Raw genomic sequence first — 21,652 nt, 5'->3', positions numbered from 1 at the left:
CTCTAGAATTTGTAGTGTAGATTCAGCGTGGCCGTGCGCTCGGCGCCGGGCGACACCCACAACTGGCTGTACGAACTTGCGTAGTACTGCTTGTCGAACAGGTTGTCGATATTGAGCGACAACCGAAGATTCGTGGTGGGCGACCAGGCCGAGATGAGCCTCGCAATGGTGTAAGCCGGTAGCTTGAAATTGCTGGACACGGCCACGTCGCCCATACGCTCGCCCACGTAGTTCAAGCCACCGCCGGCGGTCGCCGTACCGCCGCCGATTGCGAATGCCCGCGTCAGAACGATCGTGCCGCTCTGGCGTGGCACATTCGGGAAACGGCTACCGGTACGGATGGTGTTGTCGCCCTTGGTCACGGTGGCGTCGGTGTACGCGTAGGCCGCCGACAAACGCAGGCTGCGCGCGATCTCTCCCGACACATCCAGTTCAACGCCTTTGCTGCCCACCTCTCCGGCGGAGATTGAGAAGTCGGTGTTCAGCGGATTGGTGGTCAGTACGTTCTGTTTCGATATCTTATAAGCCGCCAGGGTTCCGGTCAGCTTGCCGTCGGCCGATTCCATCTTCGTTCCCACCTCATGCGACTTGCTCTCCTCCGGCGCGAACGCCCGGTTGTCGATACTGATCCCGCTGTTGGGGCGGAAGCCCTTCGCGGCGGTCGCATACAGCGAAACAACGCGCGATGGCTGGTAGACCAGGCCAGCGCGCGGGCTCGTGGCGGCCAGCGACTGCGCGTTCGAAGCGGCGGTGCGAAAGTTCGTCACGGTCTGGTCGTAACTATCCCACCGCACACTTAGCAGCGCCTTCCAGCGCGGGCCCAGGTCGATCTGGTCCTGCGCATAGACCGCATGCGCGCGCTGGCTTTCCCTGGTGTCGATCGATGGCGTCATCACACCGGCGGCGCCGCCATAGACCGGCTGGTAAATATCGATCGCATACGGAAAGGCGGCGATCGGATTGCGGCGCAGTTGAACGCGACGGTCGTCGAACTTGTAGGCGTCGACTCCGGCCAGCACGTTGTGCGTCACCGCTCCGGTATCGAACTTCCCCACCACCTCCACCCGCCCCGAGAAGTCGGTGGCCGAGTAATCGCGGTGGCGGTGCTGTCGACGAAGCGTGCGGCCGTCGGCTTGCAGCGCGCCCGCTTCGGTCGACGAACCTTTCAATTCGCTGTCCCGATAGGACAGGCCGGATTGCAGCTTCCAGGCGTCGCTGAATTCATGCTCGACGAAGACCTGATGGCCCAGCGATTTCACGACGGTCGGCCCATCCGATGGCTCGCCGAGAAATCGCGAATTCGGAACAAGTCCGAGCACGCCGCCGACCGCCAGAACGCCACGGTCGAAAGGCACGCGCTGCTCGCCGGCCTCGATTTCGTACGAAACGCGGGTGACATCGCCGATCAGCCAGATGAACGACGGTGACAAAAACGCGTGCTCGGTCTTCACCGTATCGCGATAGCTGCCGCCTTTTGTATAGGCGCCGGTCAGGCGGTAGGCCACGTTCTCGTTGATTGGACCGGTCAGATCGAGTCCGCCTCGATGTGTATCGAAACTGCCTGCGGAGAGATCCAGTTCATACGACTGCGCGAAACGGGGCTTCCTGGTGGTGATATTGACCGTGCCACCGGGCTCCCCTCGCCCATACAGCGCCGATGCCGGTCCCTTGAGCACTTCCACGCTGGCGGTATTCGCGGACTCGCGCACGCCGTTATAGCCGCGACTGGAGCTGAAGCCGTTGACCAGATAGTCCGAGCCGAAATTAGGATCGCCTGTGAAGCCGCGCATGGCGTAACTGTCCCACAGGCCGCCAAGATTGCTCTGTCGGGCGACACCGCTGGTCAGATCCAGGGCCCCGGCCAGATCGGTGACGCCGACATCGCGCAGCAGATCGGCGGTCAGTACGCGCACGCTTTGCGGCAAATCCTTGAGCAGCGTATCGGTTTTGGTGGCGCCGGTTGCGGATAGGGCGCGGTAGTTCTGCCGCGACGCGCTCACCACCACGACATCCCGGCCGGACGGCGCATCGGCCTGCGCCACCTCCTCCGCGCTGACGGCTGCGTGATCGGATATGGCGGCCAGCGCGGTCAACGGACAGGTCGCGCCCATGAGCAGAACCCAGGTGCCGTGCGGCGTGCGGTGCATGAAGGCTCTCATTAGGTGTGGCGTCACGGCGGGGACACCGGTCCAAATATCTCTTCAGCCATCATATCCGAGTGAATACTGCGCAACCAGCGATATCCATCGCACTTTTTTGCGTCGGCGTGTCATCCGAATCGCTTAGTGATGCGTTATAGCAATGCAGGACAACGCAATCGGTGCCATTTGATCAACGTCCGACTATCAATAAATGAGACATCATGCAAGCATATCAAAACGCCAACGAAGCGGATTTCCGCTGCCAGCAAACGATTAATCCCAACCTGACGCAGGCCGTGCGTTATTGGGCGAGCGAGTTCGACGTGCCACCATCGAAGCTGCTCGAAGTGGTCCGCGAAGTGGGCCGCAACCTGCTCGAAGTGCGCAAACGCCTGTCGACCTAAGCGGGGGGCGCCGGCGGGTAAGCACATGCGGTGCTGGCTGGCGTCGGGATTCACACGTGGCTTGCATAATGAATGATTACCGTCACCGGATAACTTCAATTTGGTCAAGCGCGTGATTTACCGTCCTGCGTGCGGTAATGCACTGTAGGACGCGCGAATCGCTGCGACCATTGTGAATCCCGGCACTAACCATTTAACATCATGCACGCACAGCACACCATCCCTCCGGCGGACTTCCGCTTCCAGACCACCATCAATCCCAACCTCACGCAGGCGGTGCGCTATTGGGCCGACGAATTCGATGTCCCGCCCGCCAAACTCATTGAAGTAGTGCGCGAGGTAGGACGCAACGTTCTGGAAGTGCGCAGGCGCCTTTCCATCTGAACGCTGGCTACTGCGCCGGCGACGGCACGCCCTGCGGCGCCTTGCCGCCGTGCGGCACCAGCCACCCGCTGTCGCTGAGCCAATCGGCCAGACGATCGGGCCAATGGACATCGGACAGTCGCTCCGAACGCTGCCCCATGTTGAACGCGTGGTCGGTGTCCGCATACATATGCAGTTCCGCCGACACGCCGGCCGCCACCAGCTGCTGATATAGCGCCACCGCCGGCGGCCCACAGCATTTATCCGCCGATCCGGCGACGATGAAAGCCGGCGGCGCATTCTGCGCGGCCTTCGCCGGCACACCCAACGGCCCCGGATATACCAGCACTTGGAAGTCGGGCCGCCCGCTTTGCTGGTCGACCGCGTCACGCTTCACGCCAACCGCCGGCGTTGGCGCCGGGTTGTCCGCCACCAGCGACACCAGCTCTCCACCGGCCGAGAATCCCATGATACCCACCCGGTTCGGATCGACGCCGAATTCCGTCGCGTGCGCCCTCACCCACCGCACCGCGCGCCGCAAATCGGCCGCGCCGTCGTTCTCGATGCTGTAGGTGGAGCCCTGATCGCGCGCCAGCCGGTACTTCAGCACGAAGGCGGTCACGCCGACGCGGTTCAGCGACTTCGCCGCCACCATGCCCTCGTTCATCCACACCAACATCCGGTGCCCGCCGCCCGGCGCGATGATGACGGCCGCGCCGTTGGCATGGCGCGCGTCGGCCTTGACCACCGTCAGCGATGGATCGTGGATATTGCTGACGTATGTGTTTTGCACGGTCTCCGGCTCGCCATGGCGCTTCTCCGATCCCGGCGCGCCGTCCGGCCACAGCAAGTGCGTTTGCTGCGCGCCTGCCTGCGCGCAGACCGCCAGCAACAGCACCGAGAGCGCGCGTCCGATATTTTTAAGCGCCATTCAAGCCTCCTGTCGAGTACAACGCGCGGTGGGTCAGGATGAACAAGGTCCGTCCTCCCTCGCCGCCGAAGATCAGCTGCAACGGGCGCTCCGGCACGTCGATGCGGCCGATCTCCTTGCCATCCGGTGCGTAGACGAAGATCTGGCCGTTGGCCACATACACATTGCCCGCCGCATCGACGGCCGCGCTCTCGCCGCCGCGATTGGCCACTAGTTTGAGATCGGTGATGCCGCCGCCGGCGCCGATCACACCGCTGAAGGTGCGGTTCTCCGAGCCGTTGGTGAACACCACACGGCCATTTCGCCCGGCCGACACCAGACCATGGGTATCGAGCGTATCGGAGAAGCGCCAACCCAGATGGTTGGGCTGCCCCTGCTGGAACATGCGGTAGGCCGGCAGCACCAGCGTGCCGTCCGGCGACACGTACTCGCGCTTTTTCGGCAGCGCGACGTCGCGCGCGAACATCTCCGCCAGTGTGGTGAACTCGTAGGTCTCGGGATTGAGCTGGTCGCGGAATTCACCGTTCTGCCAGAAGTTGACCGGCACCACGGTCTTCGCGCCGGCGTGGGCTTTCACCGGGGTCGGTTTGATCAGCGTCACCTCGCCGGCCGGACGATCCGGATGGAAGGAATACACCGTTCCCTCGACGCCGTGCGACGACAACACCATCAGCGCGCCGCTGTTGTCGATGGCAAGATTGATCGGGTCGAGCGGCGCGTCGCGCACCACCACCAGTCCCTTGTCCTTCGACCAACTGTAGATGCGCTGGAATCGGCGGTCGACGAAATACAGCTTGCCCTTGGCATCGACGACGCCGCCGGCGATCGAGTAGAAGCCCTCCTCCAGCTTCTCCACTTTGATCGGATTTGCCGGTGGCGCCACCGGCTTGGCAACGATATCGAGCATGGCGAACTCGCGCTCGCGCACTTCCAGTTTGTGCGTGACATCCACCAGCGCGTTCTCGAACGGGAATTTGCTGGCGCGCAGATAGGTGTCGCAACCGTTGGCGTCGCAGGTGGCGTAACCGCTCTCGCCGTTGACGTGCACATTGCGGAAGCGGATATCGCTGGAATTGGTCATCTTCACGGCCGCAAGCGCCGGCTTGATCGAGCGGGTGACGCGATAGGCGTGATAGTTCGCGAACAGGATATTGCGTGAATTGCGGATCTCCAGCGACACCGCGTCCATGCCGTCACGTACCTCCTGCTCCGTTTGCGGGGCCAGGAACTCCCAGTTTTCCACGTTATCGAGCACGATCTCGGCGCGCACGTGATGCTCGGCGGAGAGCTCGTAAACACGGCCCGGCGTCTTGGTGTCGGAGACATAGAAGCCGGCCTGCGAGAAGGTGCTTGGCGACCAGACCGAGACAAAAGTGCCGCCACCACCGTCGGTTACCCAGATGCTCGGATACTGGCGGTCCCAGTGCGCGGTCGGATCGAAGTCGGCGCGCTTTTGATACGGATCGCGGCGCACGCCGTCGTAAAGGCGCGTACCGTGGCCGCCCTGGATGCGGATGTCGTCGACCAGCGAGTGCTCGCCGGCCTTCCACAGCAAGCCGACCGCGCGCGGATTGACTTCGCCGGTCGCCAGGCCGAAGCCGGAAACGATCGCTTCGCCGCCCTTGGCGCTTTCCAGCAGCGCCTTCGGTCCGTCCACGCCTGCGTATAGCGCAGAGCCGTTCGGCAGCACCAGTTGCGTCAGTCCCGGATGCAGCGCGACGATCACCGTGTCGGGCTTCATGCGGATGGTATCGTTGACGATGTAAAAGCCCAGCGGCAGGTACACGACGCGGTTGTTGTCGATGGCTTTCTGGATCGCCGCCGTGTCGTCGGTCTGGCCGTCGCCTTTGGCGCCCAGGGCGCGGGCATTGGCCCATTGGTTGGTCGGCGGCAGCGCGCGCAGCACGCGCTTGGGCGCGGCCGGCATGGCGCTCAGTGGAGAGATTTTGGAATTGGTGCCGAACTTGCCGGTGCTGCCCACACCCGGCAGCATCAAACCATAGTTGAATTCACCGACGCGGTAAATTGGACCGGGAGCGGCGATCTTCTTGCCGCTGTCGCGGAACTGCGCGAAGACCGGCGTATTGCGTGCGACCGCATTGTCGAAACCGACCTGGGTATAGACGTTGTCCTCGTTCGAGATGATAACCGCCGCCTTGGACACGTTCTCGAAGCGCACATCCTTGCCCCATAGCCAATCGCCGTATCCGCGATCGATCTCGATGCCGACCTTGGTATCGCGGATGGAGACGTTGATCATCGTCAGGCCGGCTTCGTGCTCGCGGATGGCGGCGTCACGCTGACCTTCGAAGGTCGAATCCATCAGCGTGAACTGCCATGCCGGCGACGTCTTCTCCGACAGAATGCCGTAGCGTCCACCGTAAAACTTCAGGTTGAAGCCCTCGTTGCCGACCTGGTAAATGCCGGCAAGGCCGGAGCCGATATGAAAGTCGATGTGGCTCAGGTTCGAGTGCTGCGCCGTGCGCAAACGCACCGCCGCCGCTGCCGGATTGCCGTCGCCGATTTCAAAGTCGACATTGCTCATCGCCGAATAAAAGGTCGAAGAATTCGCGTCGCGCACGTTCTCGCTGAACGGCACGGCACTTGCCACGGGCACCGGCACCTTGCCGACCGTGTACTGGTCGCCGCCGGTGAACACCACCATGTTGGCGACGCCTTTCTGGAAGCCTGGCGTGCGCTCGCCCAGCACCAGCACCGGTCGTGTCGCGCCAACGCCGTACACGCGCACCGCCAGCGGAATCAGTATGCTGCGCGTGATGCGGTAGCGGCCCGACGGCAGAAACACCACGCCGCCCTCGCCCTTGTTGGCGGCGCTGTCGACGGCTTTCTGGATCGCCGCCGTATCGTCCGTGCGGCCGTCGCCGGTCGCCTGGACTTTGACGGCCAGCGCGTCGTCCGGCATGGTCTGGTAGACGGATACCGACGCCGGGGCGGATGGTGCGGCGTGCGCGCCTCCCAACGGGACGGCCAGCATCGCCACGGTTGCCATCAGCAACCGCGTTATAGATAATTTCATTTGCTTAGTCCTTAGATAAAGATCGATAGGAGCAACACGAAAATCAGACCGAAGACGCCAACCAGCGTCTCCATCAACGTCCACGAGCGGAAGGTGTCCTTCAGCGACAGGCCGAAGTACTCCTTGAACATCCAGAAGCCGGAATCGTTCACGTGGCTGCACATCAAACTGCCGGCGCCGATGGCCAGCACCATCAGGCTCGGATCGATGCCCGAGCTTTCCACCAGCGGCGCGACGATGCCTGCCGCCGTCAGTCCCGCCACGGTGGCCGAACCAAGGCAGATACGGATCAACGTCGCCACCAGCCAGCCCAGCACCAACGGCGGCACCGGCAGGCCGCCCAGCTGCCGGCCAAGTTCCCCGCTGACGCCGGAATCGACCAGCACCTGTTTCAGTGCGCCCGCCCCGGCGATCACCAGAAGGATCGGGGCGATGTCGCGCAACGCATCCTGCGCGCCAGACATCAGCGCCGGCAGGCTTTTGCCGCGTGCCAGTCCCAAGGTCACCAGCGCCACGGCCAGCGCGATCAACATCACGATCATCGGGTTGGCCATGAAGTTGATCAACGCCTTCAGCGCCGCATCGTCGGTTGGCACCATGGTCAGCGCGGTCGCGCCGGCCAGCAGCCAGACCGGCAGCAGCGCGGTGGCGAAGCTGTTGAAGACACCCGGCAGCTGCGCCTCCTCCAGCAGGCCTGCGCGAAACATCGGCGCCGGCTCGCTGTGGATGCGCTTCAAGGTCATCGCGAATATCGGCCCGGCGATGATCAAGGTCGGTATCGCAACGATCAATCCGTAGAACAGCGTGCGGCCCATATCGGCATGGAACTGCGCCACCAGCGCGGTTGGCGACGGATGCGGCGGCAGGAAGCCGTGCGCGATCGACAGCCCGGCCAGCAGCGGTATCGCCAGCGCCACCGCCGGCCGCCCGCTCTGATACACCAGCGAGAACACCAGCGGCACCAGCAGCACGAAGCCGACGTTGTAATACAGCGGAATCCCGGCCACGAAGCCGGTCAGCGTCAACGCCACCGGCATGCGCTCCGAACCGAATACGCCGATCAGATAACTGGCGATGCGCTGGGCGGCGCCGCTGTCGGCGATCAATTTGCCGAACACCGCACCCAGGCAGACAATGACGATCAGCGATCCAAGCAGGTCGCCGATGCCTTTGTCGATCGATTTCGGAATGCTCTCCAGCGGCATGCCGAGTAACAGCGCCGCCGCCAGCGCGGCCACCACAAACGCCAGCAGCGGCTGCACTTTGCCCCAGGCGATCAAAAGGGTCAGCAGGCCGACGGACAAACCGACGGCCAACATGCCCCAGACGGCTGGCGTCACGCCGAACAGCGCGGCCAGCGGACTGGTAACGTTCATTAAGCGCCTTGGCGGTTAGAAGTTGTAACGCACGCCGACGCGGTACACGCGACCCACGACATCGTACAGCTGCGGATTAACGCCGATGCTAAGGTTGTTTTGCGGTGCCGGCGCCGGATCGACATTGCCGATGTTATCGACCTTGAAATAGGCGGTGGTCTTGTCATCGAACTTGTAGCTGCCACCCAGATCGACATAGAACGCGCCCTTCATCTTGTTGTCGAAGATGGTCGGGTGGATCGTTGTCGATGCCGGGCAATTGGTCTGGCATTCGATGTACTCGTTGCTGTAGACACCTTTGCTGATCCAGCGCTCGGTAAGCGTCAAGCTGTACTTGTCGTTGTCCCACGACTGCGAGGCCAGCCCCTTCCACTTCGGCGTCGCGCCCAGGTTGGCGCCTGCGCCTTCCGACGGAATCGTGCCAACCACGCCAGGATCCGTCAGGAAGCTGATATTACGCGTAACCAGCGCGCGCAGCGTCAGGCGGCCTGGCAGTCCCTTGAGGTTCATGCGATAAGCGCCTTCCAGGTCGTAACCCTTGGCGCGCAGCGATGCCAGGTTGAACGCCTGCACGGTCACGTAGTTGTTGATCGCCACAGGGCTGTTCAGGACCATCGCGCTACAGATTTCCTGGTTACCCGCCACGCACAGATCGACTTCCTGCTGCGCCGTCAGCGACGAAATCACACCCTTTACTTTGATATCGAAGTAATCGATCGAGGCGCTGAAGCCTGGCGCCCAGGTAGGCTGTGTCAACACAATGCCTGCGGTATTGTTACGGGCGATCTCCGGACGCAGGTTGGTGTTCCCGATGGCGCGCTGCTGGACGCTGATGGTATTGCCCTGGTAGGCGACGACGTTGTTGGTCACCACCTGTGCCGCAAACAGCTCGCTCAAGTTAGGCGCGCGCACGTCCTTGGACGTCACCGCGCGCAGGCGCAGGCCGTCGATACCGGTCTTCCAGCTGGCGCCCAGCTTCCAGCTCTCGACGTGGCCGGAGGTGCTGTACTTGGTGTGGCGATCGGCCAGGTTGATATTGGCCTCGCCCCAGGTGGCCGACTTGAGCACCGGTACGTTCAACTCGACGTAGGCTTCCTTGACGTTGTAGGTGCCGCTGGCGTTGTGATAATTACCGGCGTACCAGTTGTTACCGACGGTGGTATTGAGCAGCGGATCGGCCGGATAGCTGGCGTTGTTCTGGCTATCGGGGAAGATCCCGTTGCCATAGGGGTCGCCGGTGACCTTGTAGTGTTCGCGGCGATACTCGGCACCGGTCGCCACGGCGATCGGACCGGCCCACGATTCGAACGCCTCGCCGCTGAAGTTGACGCTGGCGACATCCTGCGTCTGGCGGGTGTGCTGACGCGGACCGTTTTCCGGTGCGATGTAGGCCCAGGTGGCCGCGTCGACCGGGTTGTTGCCGATGATGTTGAGTGGTTTGCAGCCCGACCCGGCGGCCAGCGGATTGCGGCAGACGATCGTACCGTCAGGCGCGCGCACGGCGTCGATGGCCGCGTTGTAGCGCGCGTTGAGCGTCATGTCGTTGACGATGATGTCGGTCTTGTTGGCGCCATGTTCGGCGTAGGCGTCATACGACCATTCCTTGCCCAGCAATTGGAACTTGCCGGTGCCGCCCACCACTACGCGTTCCATCTGGCGGGTCGGGTGGACGTTGATATTCTCCGGGAAGATGGCGTTGGCGGTGCCGTACTGGAAGCTGGTGATGTTGTTGGCCGCGCACGCGGCGGCGATTGACGCCGGCAGGTAGGGATTGCTGCACTGGATGGTCAGGTTGGCGTTTTTGGCGGCGCCCGGGTTCGGCGAGAAGGCCGACTTCACCTTGCCGAAATTGGCCGTCATGTAGATCTCATGATCGGGATTGATGTCGAAGCCGACGCGCGTATAGGCCACCTGGCGCGTCAGGTCCATCGCCAGGCTGGTGCCGGCGCCGACGCTGCCGCTCAAGTCTCCGCCGATGCACAGCGGGTTGATACAGCCGGTCACCGAGCCGGTGCCGGTCGGCACGCCGTTCGAGCCGTAGTTGAATTTATACGGCTGGCCGTTGTCCCCGAAGGCCGTGCCCTGCAACGGTCCGTTGGTGATCAAGCCGTACTTGGCGTACTGGTACTGCTGCGCGTGCAGCACCGAGTAGTACTGCGGCTTGCCGTCGGTGCTCTGCGCCAGCGTCCGAATCTGGAACGCCGGATTCTGGTACCACGTGCGGCCATTGGCACCGACTTCGCCGAAGCCCGGCGAGTCGATGCCCTTCTGGCGGCCATATTCACCGCTGACCTGCACGTGCAGGCGGTCGTCCATGAAGGAGTCGCCCCACGCGGCCTGCAAGGTGCCGTTCTTGTCGTCGTGGTAGGTGGTCTGCCCGCCCTGGACATTGGCCTTGAAGCCTTTGAAGCGCTTATCGGTGATGAAGTTGACCACCCCGCCGACCGCGTCCGAACCATACGATGCCGAGGCGCCGCCGGTGACCACGTCGACACGCTTGATCAGCAACTGCGGGAACTGGCTGACGTCCGTCACGCCGGTGACGTTGGCGCCGACCACGCGCTGGCCGTCCAACAAGGTCAGCGTGCGGATCGGGCCTAGGCCGCGCAGGCTCAGTGAACTCAAACCCTGTATGCCGCTACTGGTGCTGCCGGTGCTGGTTGTGCGGCCGGTGCTGCCTTGCAGGGCTGGCAGTTCGGCGATGCTGTTGAAGATGTTCGGCTGTGCGCCCTTTGCCAGATCGTCGGCGCTCAGCGTGGTCGTCGGCGTCGGCTGGGTGAAACCGCGTGCGGCGATGCGCGAACCGGACACGGTGACCACGTTCTGCACCGGCGCGGCGTCCGCCGCCGGAGTTTCAGCGGTTGCCAACGGCGCGCTGTCCTGCGGCGTGGCAGCTGGCGCGGTTGGAGCTTGAGCTTGAGCTTCGGCCTGCGCTCCGGCCGGGGTTTGCGCCGGAGCCTGGGCCTGGGCCTGGGCCGATAACGCGATCCAGCTGCAAGCGCTGGCGACGGCCAGGCGCATGATGGTATTACGGGTAGGGGTCGTCATGTTAGTCTCCGTTTTTATGGTCTGTAGTTGATTGCGCGCGATACTGCTGACGGTCCGCTGCGCTGTGATGCTTTTTGCTGCCACTTGCTACGTTGTGCTTCCTCCGTATTTTTGTTACCTAAGTCCCTTGACCGCAGGCGCAGTGCGACCTTCGCTTGCCACTATCTGCGCGACCAGTTGTGCCGGCGGCGCCGTGATGGGGAGTGTGATTCCGGCCTCGTCGGCCTGAAGCGGCTCCAGGTCCCTGAACTGGCTGTCCAGCAGCGACGGCGGCATGTAATGCCCGACCCGCGCCTGCATGCGGTCCGCAATCAGTTGACGCGGGCCGCTCAGATGGGCGAAACGCAGCGCCGGATCGGACGCCCTCAGCACGTCGCGATAGCGGCGCTTCAGCGCTGAACACGACAGCACCAGGCCGACACCGGACTTGCGCGCCTCGCCCACCTTCGCCTGCAATGCCAGCAACCAGTCGGCGCGGTCGTCGTCGGTCAGCGCTTGGCCGGCCGACATCTTGGCGACGTTGGCTGCCGGATGGAACTTGTCGCCCTCGATGAAGTCCACGCCTTCAGCCCTTGCCAGCGCTTGGCCCACCGTGCTCTTGCCGCAACCGCTCACTCCCATAACGACCCAGCGTATGGTGCTGTCTTGGGGGTTGCTGGAACTCTCCATCCATGTCTCCAACTGTAAGGTAGCGCTATCATTCAAGCCGTGAGTTACGCTCCCCGTCTGTGGAATGCGCTGTCGACTGAATATGGAATTTATCCGATGGTTTCGGCTAGCACCAAGTTAGCGTTATCATCGGTAAGTGAACTCTAGCGCAACGTAGAATTTTGTAAAGGATTATTAATATTGCATCGCAACACGCAAGTGGCTATCGAAAGCGATAGAGGCCCCTGCAAAGCAGCCCCGTGGCGGTGCAGCATGAACGTGGCGGACCCGCAACAGCCAGTACGGCCGATCCGCCCACCGCTCAGCGAATAAATTTATACCGCGAGGCCTCTTCGGCCAGCAGACTTTCGTCCTTGCCGCGCAGGCGCCCCATGTTGCGGCGATGCGCCGGCTCGGAGATGACCCGCGCGATGACAGGCTCAAGCACGCCGCGCTCGGTCAGATAGGCGGTGGCGCTGTCCGGCCCTTCCCGATCCGCCAGTTCGATGCCGGTTCTGACGATTTCCGACGACACCAGATCGGGACGAAAGGTATGGCTACTGGACATGATGGTTCTCCTTCAACAAGACAGCCATTGTGCGCTTGTTGCACCAGTTGAGTGCGTGCGCTTGCTCACTTTGGGCATTTTTGCCACATCATTTTTTCCTATCGCCATGTCATCGTGGCGTCATACCGGCAAAGAACAAATCGGCCGCCCGCGCCACCAACTGCTGGATTTCCTTGAGCGACAGCGGCGGCGGGTCGCGCTGGAAGATCCGCGCCGACACCTCGGCCGTCACCAGCGCCGTGTACTGGCGGGCCGCCACCGTCGCATCGACCCGGCGGATCTCGCCGCGCGCCATCGCCGCTTCCAGCACCGACGCCAGCACCGCCGTCGATTCGCTCGGCCCGGCGTCATGGAATAGCTGCCCCGCATCGGAGCGCCCGGCCTCGGCCACCACCATCCGATACACCGCCAGCGCCTTTTTATCGTTGGTCAGCACGTGCAGCATGCGCTCGCCGAAATGAATCAGCGCCATCTCCAGCGCGGTGCGCCCGACCACGTCGGTCTGCAGCTCGCGCGTGGCGTCGAACAGGTGGGCGGTGGCGACCGACCGCACCACGGCGCCGAACAACTCCTCTTTCGAGGGGAAATAGCCGTACAGCGTCGCCTTCGAGCCGCCCAGGCGCTTGGCCAGCTCGTTCATCGACGCCCCTTCGTAGCCGGCCTCCTGGAATAGCTCCGCCGCCGCGTCGATGATCGCCTGGCGGCGGGCCTCTGTACGTACCTTCATTAGGATCCCATATCTAAACCTGAACGTACATTTTATTGCAAAGTTCGAATGGTGAGAAGGTCCAGCGAAGCGCCAAACCGCGTATTTTCGCTTGACACAGCATGTCTAAGCCATCAATACTGTACATAACGGTTCGCTTTTGAATCATAAACCCTTTAAAAAGGCACCATCATGCAGATGTCCTTCAATTCCACCGTCCCCTTGTTAATCGCCGTCAGCCTCGCGCTGGCCGGCTGCGCCAGTACCCAGCCTGTCGCCTACAACGGCTTGGCCTCATCCAGCCAGCTACGTCCGAATCCGAACGACCAAAGCGGACGGATACCTTATAACTACACGACGCAGGCCAACCTGCGCGATTACCGCAACATCATTGTCGATCCGGTGGTGGTGTATCGCGGCCAGGACAGCCAGTTTGAAGAAGTGACGGAGGCCGACAAGGCGGCGCTGGCGCTCTACATGCAGAACGAATTCGAAGCAAAGCTGCGCGGACGCTTCAACCTCACCCGGGATGTGGGCCGTGACACCTTGCGTCTGAAGCTGACGCTGACGGGGGCCAAGTCCAGCACCCGTTTTCTGAGCACGGCGTCGCGCTTCGACTTGGCCGGAGGTCCGTATAACGCGGTGCAGGCGGTGCGCGGCAAGGAAGGCGCGTTCACCGGCTCGGTGATGTACGCGGTGGAGCTGTACGACGCCTCGACCAACCAGCTGCTCAACGCCTACGTCACCAAGCAGTATCCCGGTCCGTATAACCTGGGCGCCAGCCTGGGATTGATGGACGCCTCCAAGGCCGGAGTGCGCAACGGCGCCGATGCCCTGCTCGCCCAGCTGCAGTAACGTCGACGCGCAAGGCTATTCGAGGTTCTCGTGATGGGCGGACGCGCCCTGCTTCCAGTACGCGGAAATCCTCGCCGCCTCGCGCGAAAAGCCCTTGTCGACAAACAGGATATCGCGCACCTGCTTGGCCATACGCGCCTCGCCAGCGCACCACACAAAGCCATCGCCTGCGGGCAGCTGCATGTCGCGGAACGCGGCGACGATGTCGTCCGGTGTCGGCACCACCTGCACACGCAATTGGGCGGCGCTGGCGAATTCCAGCGCGGCCGCTTCCTCGCCGGTCACCAGCACCAGCACATCGGCCCTTGCCGGCAGCTCCTCCAGGCGGCGGCGGATGGCCGGCAAGGCGGTGGCGTCGCCCGCCAGGATTTGCCACGCGTAGTCGGTCGGGATGATCATCGAGCCCTTCGGACCGCCGATGACGGCCTGCTGGCCGGGTTGCGCCTTGCGCGCCCAATCGGTCATATGACCTTCGGTGTGCAGCGCGAATTCCAGGGTCAGCTCGCGGGCCTCGCGGTCGACATGGCGCGGCGTGTAGTCGCGCATCACGCGCTCGCCAGCGGCATCGTGCAGGATGAACTTGACGTGATCGTCAAACGACATCGAGACGAAATCATGCAGGCTCTCACCTTTGAATGTTACGCTAACGAAATTCTGCGCCAGTTGTTTCACCTTGCTGACAGTCACCTCGCGCGATTTCAGTTCGTGACGAACACGCTGGATACGTTTATCATTCATGAAATTCACCAGTTAGTTGATAATGTCCTCCAATCTACAGAAACAAGTTAACGTTGTCAACCAATTTGGGAGCGGTCCGGCCGAAGCCGTCTTCGACGCGATCCACACGCTCATGCACATGTACCGGTCGATGCAGCTACGCAGCCTGCGCGGCACAGGGCACGAGCTCACGCACATGGAATACAAGGTGTTGGGATTTTTCGCCAAGCATCCCGGCGCCAGCCAGAGCGAGCTGGTCACGCACTCCGGGCGCGACAAGGCGCAGTTGGCGCGCCTGATGCGTGGTCTGCGCGACAAGAAATTGCTCGATGCTCAGGTGGATGAAAGCGACCGCCGCAGCGCCCGGCTGCACCTGACCGAAGAAGGTTTGACGGTGATTCAAGGCATGCAGGCATTGGGCGCGGAGGTATCGAATCTGGCGATGACCGGCATGAGCGACGACGAATCCGCGCAGCTACTGGCGCTATTGCAGCGCGTACGAACGAACCTGGAAAGCAGTGAAGCCGTGGAAGCACGTCGGGCCGATTAGCGCCTAGCGCTTAGCTCACAAGCGAGCTCAACGCCGGAAGTCACGCCCCGGCCCCGGGGTCAAGTCTGTCATTCGGACACGATCCCAGCCGTAAGAGCTTCGGCGCGCAGCAGCGGATACGGATTAATCGCGCCGCCAAGGTCGTACACGCCGTAGTGCAGGTGCGGCGGCGTGCCTTTTGCATTGCCGGTGTTGCCGACGTAGCCCAGCACCCTGCCCGCCTCGATGCGCATCCCCGCCTCCACGTTCGCGTAACGCTCCAGATGGGCGTAATAATGACGCTGGCCGCCCGGCCCCATCACCCACACCACCAAGCCGCCGAGACGATTGGTGCCGACCTTCAGGATCAGGCCTTCGGTACTCGATACCACAGGCGTTCCGCGCTTGGCGAAAATGTCGATCCCTTCATGCCTGCGACCTTCCCCGCGCGCCCCACCCCAGGTGTCGCGCAGTGCACGTGCCCGCACGCCCTCAACCGGCACCGGCAGCGCTTCAGGCTTGGGCATCGCGGCCAGACGCATCGGATACAGCGCGCGTTCAATGACCGGCTCCAGCAAGCTGTAACCAAAGATAATGACGACGGCGGCCACGAAAGCGCGCAGAAAAACTCGCATGTCGGTTCGGGAATGGTCGGGAGATGAGGCAGATGGGGATGGATCGCCGGATTACCAGACGGGTCGTTGACCATCGCCGAAGCTTCTCAACCCGATTTTTCACCCACGGCCATCGCGAACCTTTGGCCGTCCCTCGAAAAACCATGCGACTCGTAAAACCGGTGGGCGCCTGAGCGATGGTCGGAGCTAGTTACTTCTATCTTCGTACAGCCAGACGATACAAACCAATCGCTGGCAGCGCTGATCAGCGCACTTCCCACGTGCTGGCGTCTATAGTGTTCGTCGATGACGAGGCTTGTAATTCGCCCAAGGTATCCTGCGGTATGAAACAGAGGAAGGAGATGGAGACTAATGCAGCCCACAACAACGTCATCCATTGTCGCAACGAGCACCACATCACTGGAACTGTCGCGAACCCGATCAAGCCTGTCGAGAATCTGCGATGGCGTGGCGTCATAACCGAGCTGCCGCATCAGCGATGCGATAACGATACGGTCATCAGGCAGCGCCCGGCGAATAAACGACGGTGAAGGACTCACGATTTTCCTGGCGCGGCTAGGACCGCCATGAGATGTGCGCATTCAGCTCTCGGCGTCATAGTAAAACTCGCGAAGTTCCTGGGCGCAACGGCAAGCTGAAGCAAGCTTTGCGGCCCAATCGACGGCGGCTGCCCTGGACGGCAACTCGAGTACACAAAAGCCGCCATCGAATTCTTTGGTCTCCCGGTAAGTCTGGTTCGTACATTCCCCATCGGCTGCCACCATCGACGGACCGACCTCGCTATTGATCCCGCCGCCGAAGACATACACCCCGGCGGCCTTGGCCTCCCTGATCACCGCTCGCGAGGCCTCCGACACGGCGGCCATGTCCTCATCCGTAACCTGCATCGCGCTCGCGGGAAAAGAGATAAGAAATTTCGTCACGATCACGCCTCCACTCTATTGGCTTGGCACTTCCCATCCGCCCGCCAGCGCCTTGTACACCGCCACCAGCGTGGTCGCCGCGCCGGCCTGCGACTGCGCCAGCCTGTCGCGCGCCGTCAGCAGCTCGCGCTCGGCGTCGAGCACCGTCAGGAAGTCGGTCGAGCCAACCGCGAACCGCTCGCGCGCGATCAGCGCCGCCTGCTCCGACGACTGCGCCGCCTCATACAACAACGCCGCCTGCCGCTGGCTGCGTGTATAAGACGCCAGCGCCCCCTCGGTCTCCTCCAGCGCCGTGAGAACCGCACGCTCGTAGGCGATCATCGCGCCGTCGTTGCGCGCGTCGGCGGCCGCGATTTGCGCGCGGATACGCCCGAAGTCCAGCAAGTTCCACGTCAACTGCGCACCGAGATTGTAGACATAGGCCGGCCCCTTGGTCAATTCGCTCAGATGCTGCGCATTCTGTCCCAGCGTCCCGCCCAGCACGATCTGCGGGAACAGCGCGCTGCGCGCCACGCCCACCTGCGCCGCCGCCGCACTGGCCTGCGCCTCCGCCAATTGAATATCGGGACGCCGCCGCAGCAGCTCGGCCGGCGATCCGATCGCCGACAACTCGACCGCCTGCAATCCCGGCAACGGCTTGACCGGTTCCAGTTCGGCGTCCAGCGCCGTCGGCTGCTGCCCGCACAGCACCGCGATGCGGTAGCGGGTGCGTATCAGCGCCGATTCCAGCGCCGGTATGTTGGCGGCCGTCGACTTGACCAGCGCCCGCGCGCGTTCGCTGTCGAGCGCCGTGCCACGGCCGACGTCGAGCCGCGCATCGACCAGCTTGAGCGCCTCGTTCTGCGTCTCGAGCGACGAGACGGCGACCCGCAGCTGCTCCTGCAAGCCGCGCAGGTCGAAGTAATTGCGCGCCACCTCGGCCGCCACGCTTACCTGCGCGGCGCGCACGCCTGCCGCGCCGGCCAGCACATTGGCCTCGGCCGCCCGACGGGCGTCGCCCAGGCGGCCGAACAGGTCAGCCTCCCAGCTCACATCCAGACCGGCGGAGTAGTTATTGTTGGTGCTGACGACACCGAGGTCGTTCGGCCCCCGTATGCGCGCGGCACCCGCGTTCACGCCGATACTGGGCAGCAGGTTGGCGTCGGCGAAGCGGTTCAGCGCGCGCGCCTCGCGCAGGCTGGCGGCGGCCGAGCGCACATCGGTATTGGCCGACAGCGCCCTCTCCACCAGACTATCAAGTAGCGGATCGTTGAAGCCCCGCCAGAACTGGCTGACCGGCGCCTCCGCCCTGGCGTTGGCCGGCGCGTTGGCGAAGCCCTCGCCCAGCACCGGCTCGAAACGCTTGACCGCCGGCGCGCTCGAACAGGCGGACAGCGCCACCGCGACCACGACAGCCATTGCGGCCGGACGCAGGGATGCCATGCGGCGCGACGTGATCATAAGTCCTCCTTGCGTGGCGCGTGGGCGGATGGCGCTTTGTGTGCACCCGGAGCACCGGCCGGGCCGGCGTCGTCGACACCGGCATGGAACGGATGCGCGGCGGCGTCGATTTCACGCCGCAGTTCTTCGGCGTGGGCGCGCCGTTTCTCGGTGCCCTTGCGCAGCAGCGCGTAGAACACCGGCGTCAGGAAGATGCCGAACAGGGTCACGCCGACCATGCCGGAGAAAACCGCGATCCCCATCGCGCGGCGCATCTCGCTGCCCGCGCCGCTGCCCAGGATCAGCGGCACCACGCCGGCGCAGAACGCGATCGACGTCATCAAAATCGGCCGCAGACGCAGATGGCAGGCCTCGATCACCGCGTCCATCATCGGCTTGCCCTGCTCTTCCAGCTCCTTGGCGAATTCCACGATCAGAATCGCGTTCTTGCACGCCAGGCCGACCAGCACCACCAGCGCGACCTGTGTGAACAGATTCAAGTCCCCCGCCTGGCCAAACGGCGGAAAGTGCGACAGCCACACGCCGAACAGCGCCGACAAAATACACATCGGCACGATCATGATGATGGCCAGCGGCAGACTCCAGCTCTCATACTGCGCCGTCAGCACCAGCACCACCAGCACCACCGACAGGAACAGCACCGCGCCCAACGTCGGGATCTTGATGTCCAGCCCCGGCAAGGTCACGGAGCGCGTCAACCGGTCCTGGTAAGCGAGGTCGGTCCACTCGTACGACATCCCGCGCGGCAGGGTCTTGACCAGGCGCTCTATCTCGGCTTCCGACTGCCCGCTGGAGAAGCCAGGGTTGGCCGCGCCGTTGATGTCTGCCGACGGGAAGCCGTTATAGCGCGTCACACGCGTCGGACCGAAAGTCGGATTGACCTGCATGACGGAACCGAGCGGCACCATCTGCCCCGCCGAATTGCGCGTCTCCAGCCGCGTGATGCTGTCGGCGCGCGAGCGGAACGGCGCGTCGGCCTGCACCACCACCTGATAGGTTTTGCCGAAGCGCGTGAAATCGTTCACGTACAACGAGCCCAGATTGATCTGCAAGGTGTCGTAGATATCCTGCAGAGGCACGCCCATCTGCTTGGCCTTGGTGCGGTCGACGTCCGCGAACAGCTGCGGCACGTTGATGTCGTAGGTCGAATACGGCGTGCCGATGCTGGACTTCCGATTGCCGTAGATCTGACCGAGCACGCCCCAGACAGCGCCGTACAGCGCCTGCTCTCCCTGGCTGCCGCGATCCTGTACCTGCACCTTGAAGCCGCCGGCGTTACCCAGGCCGTCGACGGCCGGCGGCGGGACTACGAACATGCGCGCGCCCTGGATCTGCTGGATCGCGCCATTGACCTTGCCGAGAATCGCATCCTTGGACAGGTCGCCGGAAGTGCGCTTGTCGAACGGCGCCAGGCCGAAGAAGACGATGCCCTCGTTCGGCGAGGCCGAGAAGCCGGCGATCGACAAGCCCGGGAAGGCGATCGAATCGGTGATGCCGGGCACCTTGAGCGCGATGTCGCTCATGTCGCGGATCACCTTCTCGGTGCGCGCCAGCGAGGAGCCGGCCGGCAGCTGCGCCACGCCGATCAGATACTGCTTGTCCGGCGCCGGTACGAAGCCGCTCGGAATACGTGTGAACAGCAGGCCTGTGAGCAGCAGCAGCACGCCGTACACCGCCAGCGCCAGCGACTTGCGCCCCAGCAGGCCGGTCACGCCGCGGCTGTAGGCCGCGCTGCGGCGCTGGAACATGCAGTTAAACCAGTGGAAGAAGCGGCCGAACAACTTGTCCATGCCGCGCGAGAGCCGGTCCTTGGGCGCGTCGTGCGGCCGCAGGAGCAATGCCGCCAACGCCGGCGACAATGTCAGCGAGTTGAATGCCGAGATCACCGTCGAAATGGCGATGGTGGCGGCGAACTGCTTGTAGAACTGGCCGGACAGGCCGGGCACGAAGGTCAGCGGAATGAACACCGCGCACAGCACCAGCGCGATGGCGATGATCGGTCCACTGACCTCGTTCATCGCCTTGACGGTGGCGTCGTGCGGCGTCAGGCCGTCGGCGATATTGCGCTCGACGTTTTCCACCACCACGATGGCGTCATCGACGACGATACCGATCGCCAGCACCAGCCCGAATAGCGTCAGCGTGTTGATCGAATATCCCAGCAACAGCAGCACGGCGAAGGTACCGACGATCGACACCGGCACCGCCAGCAGCGGAATCACCGAGGCGCGCCACGTCTGCAGGAAGATGATCACCACCAGCACCACCAGCAGCACCGCCTCGATCAGCGTGTGCACCACTTTTTCGATCGACGTCTGCACGAAGCGCGTCGGATCGTAGACGATGCTGTAGTCGACACCCTTGGGGAAGTTCTCCTTCAGCCGCGCCATCGTGGCCCGCACGTCGTCCGACAGCTGCAGCGCGTTCGATCCGGGCGCCTGGAAGATGGCGATCGCCGCAGCCTCCTTGTTGTTCAGCAGACTACGCAGCGAGTAGGTGCTGGCGCTCATCTCGACCCGGCCGACATCCTTGATGCGCACCACGGCGCCGTTGGCCGGATCGCTGCGCACGATGATGTTGGAAAAATCCTCTTCGGTGATCAAACGGCCCTGCGCGTTCACCTGCAACTGGAAATCCGTGTCGTCCGGCGCCGGCGGCGAGCCGACCACGCCGGCGGCCACCTGCGCATTCTGCTCGCGGATGGCCGAAACGACGTCGCCGGCGGTCATGCCGCGCGCCGCCAGTTGCTGGGGATTGAGCCACACGCGCATCGCGTAGTCGCCGGCGCCGAACTGCAGCACCGACCCCATACCCGATATGCGCAGCAGGTCGTCGCGCACGTTCAGGTTGGCGTAGTTGCGCAGATAGAGCGCGTCGTGGCTGTTGTCGGGACTGACCATGTGCACCACCATGGTCAGGTTGGGCGACTGCTTCTCGGTCGTCACGCCGATGGTGCGGACGATCTCCGGCAGCCGTGGCAAGGCGCGGTTGATGCGGTTCTGCACCGCCGTCTCGGCCTGCTCCGGCACCGTGCCGATCTTGAACGTCACGGTCAGCGCCATGCTGCCGTCGGCGGTGGCGCGGCTTTCGAAGTACAGCATGTTTTCCAGGCCGTTGATCTGCTCCTCCAGCGGCGCGGCCACGGTCTCCGAGATCACGCGCGGATTAGCGCCCGGGAACTGCGCGCGCACGACGATTTGCGGCGGCGCCACTTCCGGATACTCCGAAATCGGCAGCTGGAAAATGGCCAGCACGCCGACCAGGAAAATGAACAGTGAAAGAACAGTGGCGAAGCGCGGACGATCAATGAAAAACCGTGAGATATCCATGC

The 21,652-nt window shown here is 63.4% G+C and carries 18 protein-coding genes; 4 read left to right on the top strand and 14 right to left on the bottom strand.

Going from position 1 to position 21,652, the window contains the following annotated elements; genetic code table 11:
* Positions 1 to 2: 2 nt before the first annotated feature.
* Entirely contained in the window at positions 3 to 2,147 is a 2,145-nt protein-coding gene (locus tag ACZ0BA_RS04195; RefSeq protein WP_463450079.1) for a TonB-dependent siderophore receptor, read from the bottom strand.
* A 215-nt stretch (positions 2,148 to 2,362) separates the two neighbouring features.
* Here ACZ0BA_RS04195 and ACZ0BA_RS04190 point away from each other — a divergent pair, with 215 nt between their 5' ends.
* Together ACZ0BA_RS04190 and ACZ0BA_RS04185 are read left to right on the top strand one after the other, a co-directional pair.
* Positions 2,363 to 2,545 (top strand): DUF3606 domain-containing protein, encoded by a 183-nt coding sequence (locus tag ACZ0BA_RS04190; protein ID WP_463450078.1) that lies wholly within the window; start codon positions 2,363 to 2,365, stop codon positions 2,543 to 2,545.
* A gap of 201 nt (positions 2,546 to 2,746) precedes the next feature.
* Positions 2,747 to 2,929 (top strand): DUF3606 domain-containing protein, encoded by a 183-nt coding sequence (locus ACZ0BA_RS04185; protein WP_463450077.1) that lies wholly within the window; start codon positions 2,747 to 2,749, stop codon positions 2,927 to 2,929.
* 7 nt (positions 2,930 to 2,936) lie between these two features.
* Here ACZ0BA_RS04185 and ACZ0BA_RS04180 read toward each other — a convergent pair whose 3' ends face one another.
* From ACZ0BA_RS04180 to ACZ0BA_RS04150, 7 genes are all read right to left on the bottom strand, one after another.
* Positions 2,937 to 3,839, bottom strand: coding sequence for an alpha/beta hydrolase (locus tag ACZ0BA_RS04180; protein WP_463450076.1), 903 nt, complete (start codon positions 3,837 to 3,839; stop codon positions 2,937 to 2,939).
* Positions 3,829 to 6,876: a glycosyl hydrolase family 28-related protein gene (locus ACZ0BA_RS04175; RefSeq protein ID WP_463450075.1), complete on the bottom strand. Its 3,048-nt coding sequence runs from the start codon at positions 6,874 to 6,876 to the stop codon at positions 3,829 to 3,831. The genes ACZ0BA_RS04180 and ACZ0BA_RS04175 overlap by 11 nt, the downstream gene beginning before the upstream one ends.
* Before the next feature lie 11 nt (positions 6,877 to 6,887).
* Positions 6,888 to 8,252: a gluconate:H+ symporter gene (locus ACZ0BA_RS04170; RefSeq protein WP_463450074.1), complete on the bottom strand. Its 1,365-nt coding sequence runs from the start codon at positions 8,250 to 8,252 to the stop codon at positions 6,888 to 6,890.
* 15 nt (positions 8,253 to 8,267) lie between these two features.
* Complete coding sequence (locus tag ACZ0BA_RS04165) at positions 8,268 to 11,300, bottom strand: TonB-dependent receptor plug domain-containing protein (protein ID WP_463450073.1); 3,033 nt, start codon at positions 11,298 to 11,300, stop codon at positions 8,268 to 8,270.
* 114 nt (positions 11,301 to 11,414) lie between these two features.
* Positions 11,415 to 11,921 (bottom strand): gluconokinase, encoded by a 507-nt coding sequence (locus ACZ0BA_RS04160; protein WP_463450072.1) that lies wholly within the window; start codon positions 11,919 to 11,921, stop codon positions 11,415 to 11,417.
* A gap of 349 nt (positions 11,922 to 12,270) precedes the next feature.
* Positions 12,271 to 12,516 (bottom strand): hypothetical protein, encoded by a 246-nt coding sequence (locus tag ACZ0BA_RS04155; RefSeq protein ID WP_463450071.1) that lies wholly within the window; start codon positions 12,514 to 12,516, stop codon positions 12,271 to 12,273.
* 109 nt (positions 12,517 to 12,625) lie between these two features.
* Complete coding sequence (locus ACZ0BA_RS04150; protein ID WP_463450070.1) at positions 12,626 to 13,243, bottom strand: TetR/AcrR family transcriptional regulator; 618 nt, start codon at positions 13,241 to 13,243, stop codon at positions 12,626 to 12,628.
* Positions 13,244 to 13,414: 171 nt separating this feature from the next.
* Here ACZ0BA_RS04150 and ACZ0BA_RS04145 point away from each other — a divergent pair, with 171 nt between their 5' ends.
* Positions 13,415 to 14,077: a DUF3313 domain-containing protein gene (locus ACZ0BA_RS04145; protein ID WP_463450069.1), complete on the top strand. Its 663-nt coding sequence runs from the start codon at positions 13,415 to 13,417 to the stop codon at positions 14,075 to 14,077.
* A 15-nt stretch (positions 14,078 to 14,092) separates the two neighbouring features.
* Here ACZ0BA_RS04145 and ACZ0BA_RS04140 read toward each other — a convergent pair whose 3' ends face one another.
* On the bottom strand, positions 14,093 to 14,815 hold the full coding sequence (locus tag ACZ0BA_RS04140; RefSeq protein WP_463450068.1) for a siderophore-interacting protein: 723 nt from the start codon (positions 14,813 to 14,815) through the stop codon (positions 14,093 to 14,095).
* A gap of 22 nt (positions 14,816 to 14,837) precedes the next feature.
* Here ACZ0BA_RS04140 and ACZ0BA_RS04135 point away from each other — a divergent pair, with 22 nt between their 5' ends.
* On the top strand, positions 14,838 to 15,344 hold the full coding sequence (locus ACZ0BA_RS04135) for a MarR family winged helix-turn-helix transcriptional regulator (RefSeq protein WP_463450067.1): 507 nt from the start codon (positions 14,838 to 14,840) through the stop codon (positions 15,342 to 15,344).
* Between the two features lie 68 nt (positions 15,345 to 15,412).
* Here the strand turns inward: ACZ0BA_RS04135 and ACZ0BA_RS04130 are convergent, their stop codons facing one another.
* The 5 genes from ACZ0BA_RS04130 to ACZ0BA_RS04110 all read right to left on the bottom strand — a co-directional run bounded on the left by ACZ0BA_RS04130 (position 15,413) and on the right by ACZ0BA_RS04110 (position 21,650).
* The gene (locus ACZ0BA_RS04130) at positions 15,413 to 15,958 is read right to left on the bottom strand and encodes a M23 family metallopeptidase (RefSeq protein ID WP_463450066.1); all 546 of its coding nucleotides are present in this window, start codon (positions 15,956 to 15,958) and stop codon (positions 15,413 to 15,415) included.
* Between the two features lie 86 nt (positions 15,959 to 16,044).
* Positions 16,045 to 16,497 (bottom strand): GNAT family N-acetyltransferase, encoded by a 453-nt coding sequence (locus ACZ0BA_RS04125; RefSeq protein WP_463450065.1) that lies wholly within the window; start codon positions 16,495 to 16,497, stop codon positions 16,045 to 16,047.
* Between the two features lie 42 nt (positions 16,498 to 16,539).
* A complete protein-coding gene (locus ACZ0BA_RS04120) occupies positions 16,540 to 16,845 on the bottom strand; it encodes a YciI family protein (RefSeq protein WP_463454703.1) in 306 nt (101 codons plus the stop codon).
* Between the two features lie 51 nt (positions 16,846 to 16,896).
* Positions 16,897 to 18,321 (bottom strand): efflux transporter outer membrane subunit, encoded by a 1,425-nt coding sequence (locus tag ACZ0BA_RS04115; protein WP_463450064.1) that lies wholly within the window; start codon positions 18,319 to 18,321, stop codon positions 16,897 to 16,899.
* On the bottom strand, positions 18,318 to 21,650 hold the full coding sequence (locus ACZ0BA_RS04110) for an efflux RND transporter permease subunit (protein ID WP_463450063.1): 3,333 nt from the start codon (positions 21,648 to 21,650) through the stop codon (positions 18,318 to 18,320). The genes ACZ0BA_RS04115 and ACZ0BA_RS04110 overlap by 4 nt, the downstream gene beginning before the upstream one ends.
* Between the last annotated feature and the right edge of the window lie 2 nt (positions 21,651 to 21,652).

Source organism: Duganella sp. AC917 (genome assembly GCF_979258245.1).
Note: the sequence above shows the minus strand (reverse complement) of the source record. Positions and strands in the feature narration are given on the sequence as shown.